The 21,305-nt window shown below is 47.5% G+C and carries 16 protein-coding genes and 1 riboswitch; of the genes, 10 read left to right on the top strand and 6 right to left on the bottom strand.

Translation table 11 applies throughout. The features are described 5' to 3' along the window. Positions 1–174: 174 nt before the first annotated feature. Positions 175–924 (bottom strand): LytR/AlgR family response regulator transcription factor, encoded by a 750-nt coding sequence (locus MY523_RS15915; protein WP_250655666.1) that lies wholly within the window; start codon positions 922–924, stop codon positions 175–177. Positions 925–1,019: 95 nt separating this feature from the next. Further along, positions 1,020–2,129, bottom strand: coding sequence for a sensor histidine kinase (locus MY523_RS15910; RefSeq protein ID WP_250655665.1), 1,110 nt, complete (start codon positions 2,127–2,129; stop codon positions 1,020–1,022). A 163-nt stretch (positions 2,130–2,292) separates the two neighbouring features. Here MY523_RS15910 and argH point away from each other — a divergent pair, with 163 nt between their 5' ends. Then, entirely contained in the window at positions 2,293–3,693 is a 1,401-nt protein-coding gene (argH, locus tag MY523_RS15905) for an argininosuccinate lyase (protein WP_250655664.1), read from the top strand. A gap of 70 nt (positions 3,694–3,763) precedes the next feature. Here argH and MY523_RS15900 read toward each other — a convergent pair whose 3' ends face one another. Next, positions 3,764–6,229 (bottom strand): diguanylate cyclase, encoded by a 2,466-nt coding sequence (locus MY523_RS15900; protein WP_250655663.1) that lies wholly within the window; start codon positions 6,227–6,229, stop codon positions 3,764–3,766. 364 nt (positions 6,230–6,593) lie between these two features. On the opposite strand from MY523_RS15900, the gene MY523_RS15895 reads away from it, so the two are divergent. From MY523_RS15895 to MY523_RS15860, 8 genes are all read left to right on the top strand, one after another. Next, positions 6,594–9,461, top strand: coding sequence for a class I adenylate cyclase (locus MY523_RS15895; protein ID WP_250655662.1), 2,868 nt, complete (start codon positions 6,594–6,596; stop codon positions 9,459–9,461). Between the two features lie 116 nt (positions 9,462–9,577). After that, positions 9,578–9,778, top strand: a complete 201-nt coding sequence (lptM, locus tag MY523_RS15890) for an LPS translocon maturation chaperone LptM (RefSeq protein WP_250655661.1) — start codon at positions 9,578–9,580, stop codon at positions 9,776–9,778. Between the two features lie 81 nt (positions 9,779–9,859). Continuing rightward, positions 9,860–11,110 carry a diaminopimelate decarboxylase gene (gene lysA, locus MY523_RS15885; protein WP_250655660.1) on the top strand — a complete coding sequence of 417 codons (1,251 nt, stop codon included), beginning with the start codon at positions 9,860–9,862 and terminating at the stop codon, positions 11,108–11,110. A 119-nt stretch (positions 11,111–11,229) separates the two neighbouring features. Beyond that, positions 11,230–12,078: a diaminopimelate epimerase gene (dapF, locus tag MY523_RS15880; protein WP_250655659.1), complete on the top strand. Its 849-nt coding sequence runs from the start codon at positions 11,230–11,232 to the stop codon at positions 12,076–12,078. A gap of 60 nt (positions 12,079–12,138) precedes the next feature. Then, positions 12,139–12,882, top strand: a complete 744-nt coding sequence (locus MY523_RS15875; RefSeq protein ID WP_250655658.1) for a DUF484 family protein — start codon at positions 12,139–12,141, stop codon at positions 12,880–12,882. Positions 12,883–13,076: 194 nt separating this feature from the next. Then, positions 13,077–13,787: an HAD family hydrolase gene (locus MY523_RS15870; RefSeq protein WP_250655657.1), complete on the top strand. Its 711-nt coding sequence runs from the start codon at positions 13,077–13,079 to the stop codon at positions 13,785–13,787. A 60-nt stretch (positions 13,788–13,847) separates the two neighbouring features. Next, positions 13,848–15,590: a GGDEF domain-containing protein gene (locus MY523_RS15865; protein ID WP_250655656.1), complete on the top strand. Its 1,743-nt coding sequence runs from the start codon at positions 13,848–13,850 to the stop codon at positions 15,588–15,590. A gap of 27 nt (positions 15,591–15,617) precedes the next feature. Next, positions 15,618–18,332, top strand: a complete 2,715-nt coding sequence (locus MY523_RS15860) for an ATP-binding protein (protein ID WP_250655655.1) — start codon at positions 15,618–15,620, stop codon at positions 18,330–18,332. 47 nt (positions 18,333–18,379) lie between these two features. Here MY523_RS15860 and MY523_RS15855 read toward each other — a convergent pair whose 3' ends face one another. Beyond that, positions 18,380–18,787, bottom strand: coding sequence for a hypothetical protein (locus MY523_RS15855; RefSeq protein ID WP_250655654.1), 408 nt, complete (start codon positions 18,785–18,787; stop codon positions 18,380–18,382). Between the two features lie 218 nt (positions 18,788–19,005). Continuing rightward, a riboswitch (adenosylcobalamin (AdoCbl) riboswitch) is annotated at positions 19,006–19,148 on the top strand. 17 nt (positions 19,149–19,165) lie between these two features. Between MY523_RS15855 and MY523_RS15850 the strand changes: the two genes are divergently transcribed. Further along, positions 19,166–20,194, top strand: a complete 1,029-nt coding sequence (locus MY523_RS15850) for an energy transducer TonB (protein WP_250655653.1) — start codon at positions 19,166–19,168, stop codon at positions 20,192–20,194. 192 nt (positions 20,195–20,386) lie between these two features. On the opposite strand, the gene MY523_RS15845 is transcribed toward MY523_RS15850, so the two are convergent. After that, positions 20,387–21,184, bottom strand: a complete 798-nt coding sequence (locus MY523_RS15845; protein ID WP_250655652.1) for a heme ABC transporter ATP-binding protein — start codon at positions 21,182–21,184, stop codon at positions 20,387–20,389. After that, entirely contained in the window at positions 21,181–21,303 is a 123-nt protein-coding gene (locus MY523_RS21820; protein ID WP_256469643.1) for a hypothetical protein, read from the bottom strand. The genes MY523_RS15845 and MY523_RS21820 overlap by 4 nt, the downstream gene beginning before the upstream one ends. Positions 21,304–21,305: the final 2 nt, after the last annotated feature.

Below are 21,305 nucleotides of genomic sequence, written 5' to 3'. Positions count from 1 at the left end.
TACCTTGTCTTTGCATTGTTCATAATGTCGCGCAAAGGCCTCATGGTGTATGAATACGTTGTCATAAACACTCGTTATTGGTTTCAAAGCCTACCTTTTTTGGTATCAAATGTCTTGATATATGGCAATGGCCAGAAAAGAAAACCGCGCTCTGTTGTATTGTGCGGTGCATTGTCAGCTTTTAGATTCCAGCCACGCTTTGACATCGCTGGTATGGCGCCTGCTAACAGGTATCTCTCCCGCGTTGTTTTTTAAGCGTACAAGGTAGTGACCGGCACCGTCTCTCACCAGCGCTTCAATGAAATCTGTATTCACCAGCGAGTTTCTATGGGTTCTCAAAAAGCGGGGTGAGTAGTCTGCTTCCAGCTCCTTGAGGGTATTGTCAATCACTGTTTCTCCATTGAGGTGATGAACAGTGACATATTTTTGATCTGCCATAAAGTAGTAGATATGGGTAAGGTCAATAAGCTCGCTGCCTTTCCAGGTTTTGGCGACCAGGCAGGGCGTGGTGTCGCCCTGGGCGCTGTTTGCCAGCGGGTCACTCAGTTGGACTTTGTTCAACTTGCCAGCCTGCATAAGTGCCTGTTCCAATGCCTCTTTTCTTACAGGTTTGAGTAGGTAATCAATGGCCTGTACTTTAAACGCAGAGATTGCGTACTCATCATAGGCTGTGCAGAAAATAATGGCAGGAGGCGTTTTCAGTGTTGCTATCTGCTCTGCTGCCGCCATGCCATCCATTCCCGGCATGCGAATATCCATAAGAACAATATCAGGCTCCGTCTGGTGGATCGCTTTTAGAGCCTCTTCTCCATTGGCTGCCTCAGCGCAAACCTGATAGCCATCCAGTGCTTCGACTAAGCGCATGAGTCGTTCTCTGGCAAGCTGTTCGTCATCGACGATTAGCACCTGTATGTTCTCTTTCATCTCTCTCTTCCATTACCTGTCGGTCAGGTTTGCAGGCAGGTTTGTAGCTAATTTATCTGTCAGTGCCTCTATTTGAAAGCCCATTGTCAAAAACCTTAATGAATAGGAAAGCGTAATATGACGGTAAACTGACCGTCAATCTGGCTTGTTTTCATAATGGCCTGTTGATTGAATATGGCTTCAAATCGACTACGAATATTATCCAGTGCGATTTTATTTCCCTGTTTATGGGAGTCAGACGGCGCATCGTCGTACGGGTTACTGATCAGGACATAAACGGTATTCTTTTTACGGTAGCTCTCGATGGTGATCGTGCCGCCTTCTGTTCTGGGTTGTATGCCGTGATAAATGGCATTCTCTACCAAGGGTTGAAGGCTGAGAGGGGGGATCAATGCTGCGCCATCAAAGTTGGCTAGCTTCCAGTCCACCGTCATTCTGTCTCCCAGTCTCAGCCCTTCGATATGAAGATAACGTTTACATAGCTCCAGCTCTTCTCGTAAGGGAATTAGCATCTTTTTGTTATTGAGGGTCGCTCTGAACAACTCGGATAAATCAAGCACCGCCTCTTCCGCCATATTAGGATGGGTGGATATCAGGCTGGCGATAGTGTTCATGCTGTTAAACAGAAAATGAGGTCTTATTCGGGCTTGAAGTGCTTCCAGTCTTGCTTGCAGCTCGGCTTGCTTCTGGCTTTTCCACTGATGTTGAAGATAGAAGTAGCGCAGGGTTATTCCGCCAATGATCGCACTGATAATCAGATTGCGCACGATAAACAGGGTATCGATTTGCCCACCACTTTGAGGGCGCAGTAGCGAATCAGCCGCTACGCTATAGATTAAGGTGATGGTTAGAATGATCACAAAGGCGACGGTTGCGGAGACGTTAATCGACAGCTTTGCCAGTGCCTGCCTTGATATACACAGCGTGGCGGCGCTAGTTAGAACAGTCCAGTGCCCAAATAGGGAGATAAGCCCGAGATAGTTCCAGTCTATCAACTCATTGCTGGGGCGTGACAGTGCAAAAAGCAGGGCAACCAGCTCTGTGACGATAAGCAGAAAAAATACCGACTGAACTTTACACAGGTCGGGTAAGAAAAAGCCGGAGCTTTGCTCATCTGAGGTGTTTGTGGTGTCTTTGTTCTCGTGAACGCCTCTGTTTAACTTTTTTTGCGAGAGGGGAAGCTTATCTTTTGGGGTGTTTTTCATTTGTGGCTGTTCTGATTATCCGTGGCTGAGTCGAAGTGATATACTTCGGCCTTTAAAAGTTTAGCATAACTCACTTTACCTGCAGGTCTTAAGGTTAACACCTTGTTTGAAAGGGTATTTTGTGGGTGTCAGTGTTTAAGGGTATCGATTAAAGAGAGTAGGCATGAGTAACGAAAACCAGACAACCGAAAAACCTTGGGGTGGGCGATTCAGTGAGCCAACCGATGCATTTGTAGAGCGTTTTACTGCTTCTGTGGATTTTGATCAGCGACTCTATTATCACGATATTCAAGGCTCAATTGCCCACGCGACAATGTTAGCTAAGGTGGGGGTGTTAACTGAGCAGGAGCGTGACACCATTATTCAGGGTCTTAAAGACGTTCAGAATGATATTGAAGACGGCAGTTTTGAGTGGTCGGTGACGCTTGAAGACGTTCATATGAATATCGAGGCGCGGCTGACAGACAAGATCGGAATTACCGGTAAAAAACTGCATACCGGGCGCTCTCGAAATGATCAGGTGGCGACCGATATTCGTCTCTATCTGAGAGATGAAATCGATATTATCGCGTCTGAAATCACTCGTTTACAGGAAGGCATGTTGCTGCTGGCTGAACGCGAAGCAGACACTATTATGCCAGGGTTTACGCATTTGCAGACCGCACAGCCGGTGACATTCGGGCATCACATTATGGCCTGGTTTGAGATGTTGAGTCGCGACTACGAACGACTTCAGGACTGCCGCAAGCGTGTCAATATCATGCCACTGGGTGCTGCGGCATTAGCGGGAACAACCTACCCGATTGATCGCAATTTAACGGCTGAGCTGCTTGGCTTTGAGCGGCCGTCATTCAACTCCCTTGACTCGGTGAGTGACCGCGACTTTGCGATTGAGTTCTGTTCAGTTGCCAGCCTTGTAATGAGTCACCTCTCTCGTAGTTCTGAAGAGCTAATCTTGTGGGCGTCTGCACAGTTTAATTTTATCGATTTACCCGACCGCTTCTGTACTGGTTCTTCGATTATGCCGCAGAAGAAAAACCCGGATGTACCTGAGTTGGTCAGAGGCAAGAGTGGACGAGTAACAGGCCATCTCATTTCATTGTTAATGCTGATGAAATCTCAACCTTTAGCCTACAACAAAGATAATCAGGAAGATAAAGAGCCGTTATTTGATGTGATTGATACGCTTAAGGGCTGCCTGAAAGCGTACGGCGATATGGTTCCTGCTATTCAGGTTAAAGCTGAAAGCATGAAAGAATCGGCCCGCAGAGGGTTCTCTACCGCCACCGACCTTGCAGATTATCTGGTGGTTAAAGGTGTGCCTTTCCGTGATGCTCACGAGGTAGTGGGTAAAGCGGTTGCGTATGGTGTTGAGTGTGAAAAAGACCTGTCTGAGATGAGTCTGGAAGAGCTGGTTAAGTTCTCTGATGTGATTACAGGCGATGTTTTTGATGTTCTAACATTGGAAGGTTCCGTTAACGCCCGTAACCATATAGGGGGTACTGCCCCGGCACAGGTTCGTAACGCCGTCGCTGCTGCGAAAGAGATGTTGGCGCAGAGATAGCGCCAAATACCGAGCGGGGTTGTTAAGGAACCCCGCTTACGCCTAATATTAGCGCGTTTGTTAAAAGCGCTTAGGCAACCATATCATCCATGGGTTTGGGTTTTGATATCCCGAAACCCTGACCAAAGTGAATCCCCATTCGGCGAATATCCCCCAGGGCTCGCTGATCCTCTATATTACCTGCGATTGTCTGTTTGCCCGTTAGATTGGCAATTTTCTGAATGCTCTCAACGATGACCTGTTTAACTGGCTCGTCATGCATTGAGCGAATCAAGTCACCATCAATTTTAATGTAGCTGGCGGGAATGTCTGCCAGGTATTGGTAGCTGGTATTGTTTTTTCCGACTTTATCTATCGCAGTTTTGCAGCCCATTTCGTTGACTGTTTTGGTGAATGTTTTTGCATGCTCAAAATGCTCGATTACCGCCAGTTCATCCAGCTCAAAGCAGAGCTTCTCGGCATCAAGCCCAAACTGATTGAGTTGCCTTTTTATAAAGGCTGGAAGTTTGCTATCGAGCATGCTCTCAACGGAGATATTGATGGAGCACAGCTTGCGTCTATGCTCCAGCTCATTGTGCTGTGCCAGCCATTGCATCACTTTATAGATAACCGCTTGATCGAATGCCTGGATGATATCGAACCGTTGTGCAATATGGATGAACTCGGAGGGTACGATCAAGTTGCCTTCGGTATCCCGAATGCGCGCAAGAACCTCAAAGTAGTCACCCCAAACGGCACTGTTTACAGGCCGTATTTGCTGGTAGCTCAGTTGCAGGCTATCACCGCCGCGCACCGCTTTTTGTATCATCTGAATTTGCTGCTTGGACTGTTTAAGCTCTGCTCTGCGCTGCTCACGGTGTATATTGTAGCTGTGCACACGATTGCGGCCTGCAGCTTTTGCCGCGTAACAGGTGCTGTCTGCGGTTTTTATCAGCTCTTCAGTGTTTGGGCTATCACGGGTGATGGGAACCAGACCTATACTCACCCCGACTCTAAACTGACGTCCTTCGTGCTCGAAGATGTAAGAGGCGATAGCGTCACGAATGTTTTCTGCGACGCGGTTGGCTTCTGTGGTTGAGCAGTTTTCCAGAATCGCGGCAAACTCATCGCCGCCGATGCGAGCGAACGCGTCTCGCTGGCGTATTTTTTCGTTAATAATACGGCTGATTTGGCGAAGAAGCTCGTCGCCCGCGCTATGACCACAAGCGTCGTTTATCTCTTTGAATCGGTCGAGATCCATATAGAGCAGGGCGTGCGTAGACTCCCGTTGCTGAGCATTGGCTAAGCAACGGCTAAGCCTGTTTTGAAACTCCCGGCGATTAAATATTCCGGTTAAAGGGTCATGTTTGGCAAGGTAATTAAGCTTCTCCTGAACTTTTACCCGGTCAGTAATATTTCGGGCGATGTGGGCTGCACCCAGTTGTTCTCCTTTACTGTTGGTAATCCGGCTGAAGCGAATCTCATAAATAGGGATGTCCTCTTCACGCTGAGCCAACGGCATCTCGACACAAAAGTTATCCCTTTTGAATGCTCGTTCCCAGAGGCGTTGATATATGCGTCGCTCGTTAGGGAATGCGCTTAGTGCTTCTGGCAGGCAATCCCCAATGGCAATCGAAAAACCGAATATTTGCTTAAATTGCTCAAGATAGGCTTTATTGAAGGTGATCACCCTCATCTGGTTATCAAGCGCGAGGACAAGGTCTTCAGTGCCTTCAAGAACGCCTGCCAGGTAATCGCTGAGCTGATCCTGTTCAAATTTAGCTTTGCGTAGTTCTGAAATATCCTGGATAGAGCCGGATATATGAGTGACAGCACCGTCTGTTTTATGGGCCTTACCGGTTATTCTGACCCAAATAGATTGCTGCTGAGCGTTTAGCAGTGAGGCATCTATCGAGAACGGCTGGCCTGAATTCAGGCAGCGTCTGAAAGCCACCTGTATTCGCTGCTGCGCATCATGAAAATAATAAAGGATGTTTTCCGGGGTAATCTCTTCACTCTTATCAATGGCGAATATTGAGTAAACGCCATCGGTCCAGCTCACTCTGTTTGACACGATGTCCAGCTGCCAGCCACCCATTTTACCCGCCAGCTCAAACTGTTTTGTTAATGACTTGTCACCCAGCAGACGTTGCGCAGACTCTGTGCTGTGAGTCCATGGTGTGATGGGCTGTTGAAAAAGCCCCTGGCTATCTTCGGCGACATCTTTTAATGCAATAGTAGCAGGGAAAAAGTAGCCTGTTTTATGGCGGAAGGTCACGGTGAGTGTTTTGTCGTTCTGGATCATCTCACGCTGTTGGATGTCTTTTGGGTAATCGAAGGTAGAAGCTGCAAGCACTTTGAAGTGCTGGCCAATGATATCCTGGTTTTTATAGCCAAATAAGCGTTCAGCCAGAGGACAGAGTTGTACTATATGGTCGTTGGTGTCGATAATAACGGAGGCAGGTTCATCGACCAAGGGCTCCTTGGCGTCCTGGTCTTCGTCATTTCGAACACGACTGATCTCATACTTCTTCATTGTATTCATGACTGTATTCATGCTTACCCGCCTATACCAAAGCACAACTCATCATTAAGTAAAGATGCAGAGTCCGGCATCGTCACTGTTAATCGATATAAAATTGATCGTTTTGTGAGCAGCTTCTCAGTTGTCCGTTCTAAATGCCCAGTGTCTGAATAACTTGGGCATATCCTGAAATATGATTGTTTGCAGCGATTTGAGATTTACTTTGCGATTATTTTTATTGGATGCTATTTATACCAGATGTTGCGTTGAAGTTCATTAGCTAGAAATAATGTTATTGAACGCCCGTGCTGGTGTGGCGGTAATGTTAAAATGACATTAGCCAGATCGAGATTAACCTGCTAACCATATCGAATACGTTTAAAAAACTGGAAACTCAATGGGTCTAAAAAAAGTTATTCAGCCTGACTATCGAGAGGGTGTAGATCGTAAACAGCTGAATATATTGCGAGACCGATTTCTAAAGGTTAACCAGTCGAGGCTTGAGCGCACCCAGCAAGCGCTTCCTTTAAGGCATCAAACCACGCTTGATCTTCTAGCTCTTTTTTTTCAGGTCAATCACCCTTTATTGCCAGGCTATGTATCGCGGGATACTCCCCGCGGCGTTGCCAATTATGTACCCGATAAACGGGTATTGCAGGCGGCTCGACGTTTCAGTAAGACCTTTAAATACAAGTCTGAAAAACGGCTGAGGCCGGATATTGTTTCGCTCTTTATGATGGGGAGTATTGGTACTATCGCTCAGTCAGAAGTCAGTGATATTGATATCTGGCTGTGTCATCGTTCGGGGCTTGGCGAAGACGCATTGAGGCTGTTGCAACGTAAAGCTGATCTTATCACTGAGTGGGCGGATGCGGCAGGCCTGGAGATCCACTTTTTTCTGATGGATTCAAACCATTTCAGGCACCGCAAAGTGGCTGCGGTAGATAAAGAGAGCAGTGGTTCAGCACAGCATTTTTTATTGCTGGATGAGTTTTACCGAACCAGTGTGTTGCTGGCGGGGTGTTACCCGTTATGGTGGTTGATCCCTGTTTGTGATGAGCCTGAATACGACACCTTTGCCGCGCTGTTAACCCGGAAACGCTTTATTCGAGAGTCGGATGTGATCGACTTTGGCGGGTTGGCGTCTATTCCCAAAGAAGAGTTTGTCGGTGCGGGGATGTGGCAGCTTTATAAAGGGATCGACGCGCCATACAAATCGGTTATCAAACTGCTGTTAACCGAGCTATACGCTCAAGAGCTGCCAGATAAACTGAATCTCAGCTTGGAGTATAAACAGGCTGTCTATAATGATGAGCTGGATGTCGATGAGCTTGACCCCTACGTCATGGTATATCGCAGGCTGGAGCGTTATTTACTGGCACGCAACGAATTGGAACGACTGGAGCTGGTTAGGAGAAGTTTTTACCTTAAAGTGGGAAAAAAACTTACCGGAAAACCCTCAACAAGAGTGTCATGGCAACGAAAGGCGATGACAAAACTGATTGAAGGGTGGGGGTGGTCAGAGTCTCTATTGTCTTCACTGGATCACCGGAATCTCTGGCGAGTGCCGCAAGTAATAAAGGAACGTAAAGCCGTTGTCAGTGAGTTAACCCATAGTTATCGATTTCTGTCACAGTATGCACGCAGTCATGGTTTAAAGGCCCATATTAAAGCTGAAGACATGGCTATTCTGGGGCGTAAGTTATATGCCGTGTTTCAACGTAAAGCCGGGAAAGTTGAACTTATTAACTCAGGCATTGCACCTTCTCTGTATGAAGATCATTTAGCGTTTTATCACCAAAGCAGCCAACCGCTGGCTAGTGATGGCAATGCTTGGCTGCTCTATCGTGACCTTGAATCATCATCGGATGTTGCGTTTCACCCGGTGTTGAAACGGTCAACGAGTATTGTTGAGCTGATCGCATGGTGCTACTTCAACGGCATCGTCAGTAAAGGCACTCGACTAAGCCTGGTTTCAGGCGAAAACAAAATGACGATGTTTGAGTTGCAGAATATTATTTCTACTTTTGATCAACTAGCACCGTACCCTCTACCGCCCGTTCCTCATGAACGATTTCGTCATAGCCACTTCCCGCTCCATACATTGCTGTTCGTCAATGTTGGCGTGGATCCAATGGAAGAGATGAGTGCCCGAGGAGTGCACAAATTAAGTGACCGGAATGACTCGCTTGGCTATAGCTCGTTTAGAGATAATCTGGTGGCCACACTTGACCAGATTAGCATCAATAGCTGGCATGAACTGTCAGTTCAACGCTACGAGCTGGGCGACACCCTGATTCAGTGTCTGAAACACTATTTGGCCAGCCTGGCTGACGTGGGAAGCAACCCTTTGCCAAGGCTTGATGTTCGTTGTTTTTGTCCCCATCGGGCGGCGGCGATAGCAAAGCGGGTAGATACACTGTTTAGAGATGTTGTCGGGGCGTTTTTCAGCGCCAAAGGGATATTGCCGGTGCGCTATGTTATTGAGATGGATCACCGTTTTTTTGTTGCCCAGTTCTTCAATCAGCAACCGCAGTTTACCGCGTTTGATAGTCTAAGTGCTTTATTGGCGCACCTTGAGCAGCCTCAAACATCATATGCACCTGTTGTGATTGACCATTATGCACTGTTGGAGCAACCCCGGCTCAGGCTTATTTTTGATAAATCCCGCTCCGGGGCAATTCAGGTTTTCTTTCATGTCATGGGGGATAAAGCGGATCTGTTTATTGTTGACGAGTATGGTTCGCTGTTCTCTTATTCAACGCCGTATCATAGCCATCAATCACTGCTTATCCCGCTTTACCGTTTTCTCTCATCTATTTTGGAACGGCGCCAGATGCATCAGTCTATTGATTCATATTCGTCTGACTTGGCGCTGGAATTCTGTGAACTAAAGCCTGGCAAGTTGCCATCATATTTCACGGTTGAGAAAAAGAATTTAACCCCTGAAGCCGTGGTGCTTTTTGTCGATATTCAAGCCATTGGGAGTTATGACCGGCAGGGGCAGTTACAGTTTGATGTCTATTGTGATCAGCAAGAGTTTTCGGTGCTTGAGTATGGTGATCAGCTTATTCCCGCTGTCGCACACTATATTCGTTCAAAGCGAGCATCTGGAGAACTTTATCCTTGTTACCTTACCGACCTTGGCCTGCCTCAAGGGTTAGACCAGCACGACTATCAGCATAGCCTCCAGACGGTGCAGTATTTACAGTACAAGAAAGTGCTGGAAGAGAAATTGAATCTTGCTTTACTGCAGCTGTCCTAAAGAGTGCCAGACCTGACGACAGGGCGGAAATAACAGCGAGTGGTTGGGGCTGAGGCGATAGAGTTTCAGGTGGCTAACGGGTATACTTGCCGAAATATTTTTAATGGTAGATAGCTATGTTAAAGCGTTTCTTCATTTTGGCTCTTCTGTTCGGAGCAGGCTCGTTAAGCTCAGGGCTACTGGTGGGGTGTGGTCAAAAGGGCCCCCTTTATCTGCCCAGCCAAAAAAATGAGCAGGCTGCAAGTAAACCCGGAACCGTAAATGATGATGAGAAAAAGCAGGCAACAGATGCGAAAGGCACACCTGCAGCTGAATAAAAACGGCTTTAACGGTTATTAAATTTGATAGATGAAGCCCGGAATCAACCGTCTCGGGTGAGTGTGAGTTTTGAGAGAATCATGGATTATTTTAATTATTTAGATGGCCAGCTATTTGCCGAAGATATACCTGTTGAAAGCATTGCATCTGAGTTTGGCACCCCGTGCTATGTATACTCACGGGCCACGTTTGAGCGCCACTATAAAGCTTATGACAACGCACTGGGTGATCACCCTCATTTAATTTGCTACGCCGTTAAAGCCAACTCCAATATCGCAATTCTTAATATTCTGGCGAAGCTCGGTTCAGGCTTTGACATTGTATCTATCGGCGAGTTAGAACGGGTATTGGCTGCTGGTGGAGAGCCGTCCAAAGTTGTTTTTTCCGGGGTCGGCAAACAGGCACATGAGATGAAACGAGCCCTTGAGGTGGGTGTGCACTGCTTTAATGTTGAGTCTGAGGCAGAATTATACAGGCTCAATGATGTCGCGGCAGAAATGGGCGTGATGGCTCCGGTTTCATTACGCGTGAACCCTGATGTGGATGCAGGGACTCACCCTTATATTTCTACCGGCCTTAAAGAGAATAAGTTTGGTATCGATATTCAGCGAGCACCAGATGTATACAAGCTTGCAAAAGAACTTAAAAACCTCGAAATTAAAGGCGTCGATTGCCATATCGGTTCTCAGCTAACTGAGGTTCAACCGTTTTTGGATGCACTTGACCGGGTATTGGTGCTGGTCGATAACCTCAAAGAGATGGGAATTGAGCTGAAACACCTTGATCTGGGTGGCGGCCTGGGGGTTCGTTACAATCAGGAAACGCCTCCAGAGCCAAGTGAATATGCCAGTGATGTCATCGCGAAACTCAAAGGCCGACCACTGACTCTGATTATGGAACCGGGTCGCTCAATAGCGGCAAACGCAGGCATTATGCTGACACGGGTCGAGTTTTTGAAGTGCACTGAACACCGTGACTTTGCTGTTATCGATGGCGCAATGAACGACTTGCTGAGGCCGTCGCTCTATTCAGCCTGGCAGGATATTGTACCTGCCTGCCCAAGAACATCGGGTGAGAAAAGGCATTACGATCTGGTTGGCCCGGTGTGCGAAACGGGTGACTTTCTCGGCAAAGACCGAGAGCTGATATTGGAGGCTGGCGACTTGTTGGCCGTGCGCTCTGCAGGTGCTTATGGTTTTGCAATGAGTTCTAACTACAACAGCCGAAACCGTCCAGCGGAAGTGCTGGTCGATGGTGACAAAGCTCACCTGATTAGACGTCGAGAGACGTTCGAAGACCAGATCGCGTTAGAGAGCATCATTGCTGAGTAATGAGTAGGCGAATTTGTGAGAGGGCGTATTTATGAATGGACAGTATTTATGAATGGGCAGTATTTATGAATGGACAGCACTTACGTCGCCATCCTCAAGGATGAATAGAAGGTTTAGTCATGTTAATTAAATTTACTAAAATGCACGGCCTCGGAAATGACTTCATGGTTGTTGATATGATCAGTCAACACGCCCACCTGAGGGCTGAGCAGGTGAAAAAGCTTTCTGATCGCCACTTTGGAATTGGCTTTGATCAATTGCTGTTGGTTGAACCGCCAGGTCGGCCTGACGTTGATTTTCGTTACCGTATTTTTAATGCGGATGGCAGTGAAGTTGAGCAGTGTGGAAATGGCGCACGCTGCTTTGCGCGCTATGTGATTGACAATAAGTTGACCGCTAAAAACCGCATTCGGGTCGAAACCTGTAATGGCATTATAGAGCTTGAAGTGACTTCTGATGGGCGTGTTGTAGTTGATATGGGGGCACCGATCTTAACCCCTGCTGAGGTACCGTTTATCGCCGATGAGGTTTCTGCTGAGTACCCGATTAATGTAAATGGCGCGGGTATCGATAGCCAGGAGCCGGTTATTGTGAGTGCTGTCTCAATGGGCAACCCCCACTGTGTGCTGCTGACTGATGATATCAAAACGGCACCAGTGGAGACGCTTGGCCCCTTGCTTGAAAGCCATGAGCGATTCCCGAACAGAGTGAATGTTGGTTTTATGGAAATTATTCATCGTCGCTTTGTCCATTTGCGCGTTTATGAGCGGGGCGTAGGGGAAACACTGGCGTGCGGAACCGGAGCCTGTGCAGCGGTTGTTGCGGGCCAACTTAGAGGGTTGCTGGATACCAGCGTCGAAGTAAAGCTACCTGGTGGAAACCTGCAAATCGAGTGGCTGGGTGAAGGTCATAATGTGATGATGAAAGGCCCGGCAACTAAAGTGTTTGAAGGCCAGGTTAGAGTTTAGCTTAGTGTTTTCAGTCTATAGATAATAATTAAAAAGTAATGGTTTTGGAGTCCAGTTTCAATGACAGATAAGGCAGTAACGTCCGAGGGGCAACAAGAGATCACCGAGCAGCAGGTTGTTGACTATCTTCGAACACATACCGGTTTTTTTACCGACCATGCATACTTGCTTAATGAGATAAAGTTACCTCACCAAAGCGGTAAGGCCATTTCGCTGGCGGAGCGCCAGGTTCATGTTTTCCGCGAACAACGAGACGATTTGCAGCGCGAACTTGCCGACCTTATTGACATTGCCAAGCAGAATGACCAGTTTTTTGATAAAAGTAAGCGGTTATTGATGAATCTGCTAGAGGCTCAAAGCCTGGATGAAGTCATGATTGTGGTCGAAGACAGCGTTAAGAATGACTTTGGTTTAGAGTTCTGTAGCATGCTGCTATTTGGTGAGCGGACTGAATATCCGGTTAGCAATGTTCAAATGGTATCGCAGCTTGAAGCAGAAAAAGTGCTGGGCACGCTTACAGAAAGCAAGCGCGCAGTGTGTGGCCGGTTCACTGATGACCAGTTACAGTGTCTGTTTCCTGATGCAAACTCAGAAGTAGCGTCCGCGGCGGTTATCCCGTTACGCAGTACTGAAACGCTGGGAATGTTCAGTCTTGGCAGCAAAGGCCAGGATTACTTTGAAAGCGGTATGGGGTCGTTATTCCTATCCTATATTAGTGACACGCTAAGCCGCTTGTTGCCGCCTTTGCTGCAACGCGAAAGGACTAACCCGAAATCAGAGAGCGTGGCGTCACTTCTGGATTGATCGGTTGTTCTGTTTAACCCTTTCTGGCCTTCATCAGCGCGATTGATTAGAGCGTGTCCTGAGTCAGAAAGGGGTTAACTCCCCTGTCTGCCTCTTTTATTGGTTCTTTTCCCTATTTAAACCGCGTTATACTCATTATGGAAGCGTAACGGTTATCCTTCATTTAACCTCTCTCTAGAGCGGCAGACCGTCATATGATTAAGCTGATTACTTTTGACCTGGATAACACGCTGTGGGATGCCAACCCTGTACTGGTTAAGGCCGAGCAGGCACTTTACGCGTGGCTGCAAGACAACTGCCCAGAGCTGGCCTCTCGTTATAGCATCGACACCATGCGTGATCACAAAACGGCTGTCGCGAATGAAAACCCTGAATTAATACACCGAGTCAGCGCATTGCGCCTGGAAGCGCTAAAAAGAGCGCTTTATGAGGTTGGTTATGGGGGGAAAGAGGCCGAGGCGTTAGCTGGTCAAGCATTTAGTGTGTTCCATAAAGCCCGACAACGGGTCACACTTTTTGAGCATGCCCAACATGTGCTGGAAAGTTTGAGTCAGCGGTATAAATTGGCTGCGCTGACGAACGGGAATGCGGATGTTGCTATTATTGGGTTAGATCACTATTTTGATTTTGCGTTATCCGCAGACGATATTGGTAGGCAAAAACCTGATCCAACGATGTTTTTGCTTGCATTGGAAAAGGCCAAGGTGGATGCTAGTCAGGTGGTACATATTGGTGATCATCCAGAGCATGACATTAAAGGTGCTCAAGATGTCGGGCTGCATACTATCTGGGTTGATTTTGATGCATCAGGGTGGCAGGGGGAGGCTGAACCGACAGAAGTCGCTAACTGTCTGAGTGAAATACCAAAATTGATCAGCCAGATTGAAAACAGCCAGTTTAAATAGGCTATACTTGAACGGATAAGTAATCTTAAATAAAGAACAATAAAACGGGATTAGGCGCTAATGTCAGGTTCAAAATCGGCCAAAGATGATCTTAAGCGATGGAAAGATAAGTGCTTTGCACAAGCAGAAGAGCTTGATCAACAAGAAAAAAAATTCGAAGATCATATCGATCTGTTGCAGCGTATGCTGGTTCGAGTCAGCTTGGCTGCAGATGGCTTGAATGAAGCGTTAGATAAAGAGCTTGGTTCTTTGTGCGACCAATTAAGAAAAGGCTCTGCCAGCCGTTCTGAATTGGCGAGTCGGCTGGAAAAAATTGAAGCCGCTGTGCTTGCACTGGACGGCCAGAAATCAGAGCGCACAGGCAAAGTTCTCGACTCTCTTGAAAGCCTGGTGGATCAGCTGTTGGGGCTGGATCTGGAGCGCAAGCAGAAAAAGCAGCTTAAGCAGTTCTCGAAAGAAGTTAAGTCAAAAAAGAGCGGGCTGCGAGACTACCCGAACCTTTTGATGCAGTATGCCCAGTTGCAGGAAAATGCGCTTAAAAGGCAATTTGAGTTGTTAGGCAAAGAGGACAAAAATGGCTTACTGGGACGCCTGTTTGGTTCCCGGGCCTCAGCCGGACAAGCCTCGGGTAACTCAGCGGCATTAAATGAGCGTACGCCAAGCGAAACGAGTGATCACTTCGAGGCATCAGATTCCACCGAGCTTGATATTACCTCGCAAAGTGTAGAGGGGGAGTTTATGCCTGGCTTCTCTGCTATATCGGGGCATATTAGCTCAGTGCTAAATAACCTGATTGTACAGTTGAGTATCCCGCCAAACGCCCAACCTATTGCGGAAAAAATTCAAACGACCATTAGCACTGGCTTAAACTGGTACGAGTTAGGGCCAACAATTGATGATGTGGCCAATTTGGTTATTTCTGCGGTGGGCAAAGGTCAAAAAGACTTTGAGATATTTTTGCAGAACCTGGACGTTCGCCTAGAGAAACTGCAAAGTTATTTAGCGGAGAGCCAATCGCAGCAGATTGACTGGCACGGGTCGAGCAGCGCTTTGGATAAACGGGTTCGTGATCAGGTCAACACGATTACTCAAGAGGTGCGAGACGCGAACGATATTGATCATCTGAAAGTCTCAGTGACTTCTCATATCGAGACCATTATTGCCTCAATGGATGACTTTGTTGCGATTGAAGACACTCGTATTCAAGAGATGAACAAGCAGATGCAAGAGTTACAGCAGCGCTTGGAGTCAATGGAAAGTGAAGCGGGAGAAATCAGAGAGCGATTAAAAGTAGAAAGAGCCAAGGCATTAACCGATGTGCTAACGGGGTTAGCCAACCGTGAGGCCTACGAAGAAAGGATGCTGATGGAGTTTGAACGTTGGCAGCGATACCACCAGCCGGCGGTTATTGTTGTTGCTGATATTGACTTTTTTAAGCGGGTCAATGATGACTATGGTCACCTTGCTGGCGACAAAGTTATCCAGATTATTGCCAAAGAACTCTCTAACCGAATTCGTAAAACAGACTTTGTAGCCCGCTATGGCGGAGAAGAGTTCGTTATTATCATGCCGGAAACGAGCCTGAAAGATGCGATTCCGGTAATGGAAAAAACCCGGGATATGATCTCGAGGCTACCCTTTCACTTTCGTGATGAGCGCGTTCAGATAACCATGTCGTTTGGTGTGGCCCCGTTCCAGGATAAAGAAACACCCGAAGAAGTTTTCGAGTTGGCTGATAAAGCGTTATACAAGGCTAAAGAAAATGGCAGAAACCGGGTAGAGGTTGCTGCAAGTGATCGTTAGGATAGTAAAAGGCAGGGTTGCGAGGCCGTGTTAAAGCAACTGCAACGACTCTTTAATCTGCCCTTTCATCGGCCCATGCTCCGCCATTGGTTGTTATTACTTCCCATTACGGTATTTGTTTGCTTTCCCCGTTCTGTGTACTCCGAAGAGGCTGAAAAGGAAGGCGATGAAATAATCATTGATAATGTTCCCCAGACTCAGGATCAAGCCCAGAGTATAGTCCCGCTTGATGTGGGAATTCAGGGAGGGGAAGGGGTTCTCGATGAAGATATTCGCACTCTTGAGCGTGCGCCACTTGAGGTTATTCAAGCGCTGACTGATGGCTTGTTAACGCTCGATGAGCGGGCATGGCTGCAAAACCACCCCAAGCTGGAGTTATCCGGTGATATTTCCTGGCCCCCATTTGAGTTTATCGACCATGAAGGCAATTATGCTGGAATGGTTAAAGATGTCATTCAGCTCATTGAAGAGCGTCTGGATTACGAGTTTGACATTAATCACAAGGATACCTGGAATGAGACGCTGGAAAGCCTGATAGACCGTGAAATCGCTGGAATAACGGCGATTGCGAAAACACCACAACGTGAAGACTACATGCTGTTTTCGGAGCCCTACTTCTCTTTCCCCATCGTATTGGTGATCAGGGAAGGGCTAGGGTTTGTGACAGACCTTCGTGAGCTGGATGATGAGCGTGTGGGGGTCGTCAAGGGGTATGCGTCTTACGACTATCTGATTATCAACCATCCTGACCTAAACATACAGGTTGTTAACAATGTATCAGAAGGCCTTCAGGCGCTTTCTGATGGCGACCTGGATGTGTTTGTAAGTAATATTCCTTCGGTTAGCCACTTAATTAAAAAGTTAGGGCTTTTTAATGTCCGCCTAACCAGCATTACCCCTTATGTCTATGACCTGCGGGTTGGGATTAATGCTGATTATCCCGAGCTGGTTCCTATTATCAATAAGGCCATTGCCAGTATTCCTCAACAGGAGCTGGATGATATCTACAAAGAGTGGATATTCAAAGATATGGAAGTGCAGGTCGATTATCGGATAGTGCGCCGCATCGGGCTCATCTCGTTTTTTGTTATCGGTATTTTCTGGTATTGGAACCGTAAGCTTTCAAAAGAAGTGAGTGACCGGATTAAATCGGAGCAGGCACTGAGAACCAGTGAGGAGCAACTGAGAAAAGCGTCTTATGAGGCCGAGTTGATGGCGCGAAAAGCGGATGAGGCCAACCAGGCAAAGAGCATCTTTCTCGCCAATATGTCACATGAAATACGCACGCCTATGAATGCTGTTATGGGGTACACCGAACTGTTAGCTTCAGCGGTTAAAGATCCAAAGCAGAAAAGTTATCTGGAATCCATCAGAACAGGCAGTAAGGCACTGCTCACTTTGATCAATGATATTCTTGACCTGTCAAAAGTTGAAGCCGGCAAGCTCCATATTGAACTCCGCCCGATTACGTTGCAGCCATTATTTAGCGAGCTTCAGAAAATATTTGCTGCGAAAATAGACAGTAAGCAGTTACAGTTTTCGCTTGAATTATCAGAGAGTATTCCCCGTGCCGTGATGTTGGATGAAACCCGGTTGCGGCAGGTGCTTTTTAATCTGGTTGGCAATGCCATCAAGTTTACTCATCAGGGTAAAATTTGTGTGCGGGCCAGCGCTGAGCGCTCTCAAGAGGCTGGCAAGGTCACCCTGACAATAGATGTGGAAGATACCGGCATCGGCATTCCACATGACCAGCAGGAGAGAATATTCAAAGCGTTTGAACAGCAAGCGGGGCAGAGCACCCGAGATTATGGCGGCACTGGCCTTGGGCTGGCGATTAGTAAAAAGCTGGTTGAAATGATGGGCGGAGAGTTGTCGCTCAAAAGCGAAGTGGACAAAGGGTCATGCTTTACGGTTAAAATTTACGATGTAGATATCGCTGCCGCTAGCCAGTTAGTGGATGCAGGTTCGCCTGATATATCCAGGTATCGATTTAAACCGGCTAAGATTCTTGTGGCAGACGACATTGAACTGAATCGTCAGCTGGTAATAGACCTGCTGGAAAAGACCCCTGTTGAAGTTAAGCAAGCGGAAAATGGCGAGCAAGCTATTAGCATTGCCCAGCAATGGATGCCTGACCTGATTTTAATGGATATCCGAATGCCGGTAATGGATGGCTACGAAGCGACAACTAAACTCAAGCACGCCGCAGCGACCCGTGATATTCCCGTGGTTGCCCTAACCGCATCGGTTATGAGCAAAGATGAGAAAAAAATTCAGGATGCTGGGTTTGATGGCTACCTTAAAAAGCCGGTAAGCGGCAGTGAGCTGTATTCGGGGATTGCCGCATTCCTTTCTCATGAGGTGCTCAATGACAGCAATGAGCACCTTGGTGGGGAGGCGCCGGACGCCGATATAAAAGCTGAAGATAGCCGCTCTAAAGGTGCCGATATTACAAACGGTCAAAATAGGTCAGGGCGGCAGGAGAACTTACCGCTTTCGTATGACCGGGATGTGAGACGAACCATTCGGGAACAGTTCATTGCTCAGTGGGAACGTGTTAACGGAAGTGGAGATATTGCCGCAGTAAGTTTATTTGCTGACGAATTACACTCGGCGTCTATTGATGCGGGGCTAACAAATCTTGAACGGTTTGCAGCAGACCTGAAGGCGGCTACCGACGCTTTTGACTTGGATGAAGTGCAACGCCTGTTAGAGAGCTTTGAAGAGCGAGTGGCTGATTAGCGAGCCGCTGTTATCCTACTATTCAGTGAGTGGCTGCCGGGTGCCCGTTACAGACAGTCATATTGGTCATTTGCATCAAATGATACTGAAATCATATCGTAGCCATTATTTGATAGCTGCTCGATTAGCGAGTAGTCGGTGAGAACGGTATTACATATCGAGTGAATGCTTGCCTGAAGCTGCCGTTCAACCAATACCTCACGATCTATTTTAAAGTCCAACACCATAAATTTCTCAGAGCCTTCATCATCAGCGGATGGCTGTATGACGCTTGCGTGTTTGATAAAAGAAATAGCCGCCTCAGCAGGGTAGGCGTTGCTTAGTAGTTTCTCTACATCATCAGCCAATGACGGCGTGCTTAAGGTGAGAGTACTAACCAATAGTGTACTTAACAGCATGGTTGTTTTAGTGGATTGTTTAGTTGATGCGGCTCTAAAAAACGTATCTGCTTTCATGGCTGCGTCCTCACACGATAATAGATAAAACGTTGGGTTCTTATGTTTTTAATTATCGCACAAAGTTTCAAAAAGTAACGGAGTGTAACTGGCAAATCAGCCGGATTTTGCAATCGTTCACAAATGGCTCGTTCGTTCGCACGAATAACATATTGTTCTTATGTGCACGGGTATGGTTTGTTGGATTGCCCTTCGTATATCCACCGCCTATAATCCCGTCTTGCAAATTTACCTACAGGGAAACCGGTGAAAATCCGGTACGGTCCCGCCACTGTGAGCCGTTTATGTGAACGGTAAGTCAGACCTCTGTATTCACGCGATAGACACCGCACAACTCCACGAGGATGGAACTGTGATCTCTTTGGCTTGGTTGAACCAATGTCTCTTTTGAAGCAATGCATCTTGGCCGCACGTGCCCCTTTAATGCGTGCTTTTGCTTATCTGGAGAGTGGTGCGTTTCGTCCATGGCGAAATAATACGGATAAGTCGGAGCGACTTACTCATAATAGTGGCTTTAGCGTACCGAAGCGGTTGAGCCGCTATGCAGTTTCGGTTTTATTCGCCGTATTGCTCCATGCCTTACTATTGGTGTTCTGGAGCGTGTATCATCAATCGATACAGCTTCGCTTGCCAGAGGGCCACCAGACGGTATCGTTGAAACTGGCGAAAACGGGGCCGAATCGGGCGCCGGAGATGGCCAGTCCAAAGATAGTGGCCAGTCCAAAGATAGTGGCCAGTCCAAAGATAGTGGCCAGTCCAAAGATAGCGCAGGCCGAGGCCTTGCCTTTACCGTCAGCGACGGATGGTGCTGCTGCCCTTACTCATACCGAGCCTGGCCCCGTCTTAAGCCATCGCGAGCACACAACGTCACAGGCAACATTTTCTCGTCCCAAAAGCGTCCCGGTTAAGAGTCGCAAGGTGTTGCCAATTAACACACCTCATCCTTTTGTAGAACCTAACAACAACGAAGTTGAGAGCCCGAAAGCAGAAGCGGTTGTTGGTAGCCGCACTCAGTCAGGCAATGAACCTATAGAAGATATAAAAGCACAGGCCTCGGATGCAGGTGCAGTTGAAAACAAACCTGATCCCCCGCCCGCGGACTCACTGGTGGATGTTGAAACAAAGCAGAAAGGGACTTTGGCAAGGGCGCAACCGTTGTCTAATAACAGTCCGAAATATCCGCGCAGGGCGATTATGCGTAACCAGCAGGGAAGGGTGAAGGTCAGCCTGTCGGTCGATAAGAGCGGACATGTTAACCATGTTGAAGTCATTGAAAGTAGTGGCTACTCATTGCTGGATAACTCCGTTTTAAGGTTCGTCGAGCATGAGCGTTTTGTACCCGCGATGCGAGACGGGGAAGCCATTGCTTCGACTCAGCTTTTTTTGTTCAGGTTTTTGCTTGAGTAGTTTATTTCGTTTACCGGTTTATTTGCCGGATGATTTATTTGCCCCTGTTAGAGACCTTTGCACGACGTTACGAGCGAAGCAAAGACAAGGCAAAAAATGAAGAAAAAGCGCAGTTTATGAGCAATAAATGAGCATTTTGAGTCATTCTTTAACGCTGTATTTGTAAGCGCAGTAGTCGTGCAAAGGTTTCTATTAGTTATTGCGGTATCGCGGCCTTAGCGCCGTTACTCGCACACTTTCCCCTGCTTCAGTAGATGGCTCTATCTGTGCCTCGATGGAAAAGTATCGGTATAAGTTATCTTTCGTGAGTACTTGGGTCGGTGTTCCGTCTGCCACGACGTCGCCTTGAGATAACAAAATTAACCGGTCACAAAATCGTGATGCTAACCCCAGATCGTGAATTGCTGCAATGGCTGTATGCCCGCTTTCGGTTAACTGCTTAACTAATGTCAAAACCTCTAACTGATGGCAAAGATCTAAATTTGCGGTGGGCTCATCCAGTAACAGAATCGGTGCTTGTTGAGCGATAGCTCTAGCGATAAACACTCGTTGCCGCTCCCCTCCTGAAAGCTGGTCCACCCTGCGCTCTGCCATCTGCAATAGATCCGTTTTTTCCATGGCGGCTTGGATCAGTTCAAGATCTTGTTGGCGCTCAGACTGAAACGGGCCTAAGTGAGGGTTTCGCCCCATCGCTACGACCTCCTGTACGCTAAACGCGCAGTCAATCGACGTGTCCTGAGGAACCAGAGAGATATGGCGCGCTATCTCCCGTGGTTTGTAGGTGTTAAGAGATCGGCCTGCGAGCGTAATTTCCCCGTGAGTTGGGGAAACTAACCCCATCAGCAGTGTTAACAAGGTTGATTTGCCCGCTCCATTAGGGCCTATAAGGCCAACAAACTGCTTTTTATCGAAGCTTAACGCGACGTCCTTGATGATGTTCTGCTTTCCATAGGCGAATTCCAGGTTTGAGCAACTAAGCAGTGTACTCATGGTGCGGGCACCTCTCGTTCTTGGTGAGCGGCTTGCCCGTGAAATTGGCCCGCTCTTAATGAGCCCAGGCTCCAACTGCTTTGGCGGTTCTGCATGTGCTTTAAAATGAGTTCTTTCATAG

This window comes from Alkalimarinus coralli, assembly GCF_023650515.1.
GTDB classification, from domain to species: Bacteria; Pseudomonadota; Gammaproteobacteria; order Pseudomonadales; family Oleiphilaceae; genus Alkalimarinus; species Alkalimarinus coralli.
The sequence above is the reverse complement of the archived record's forward strand: the minus strand, read 5'-3'. Positions and strand labels throughout refer to the sequence as shown.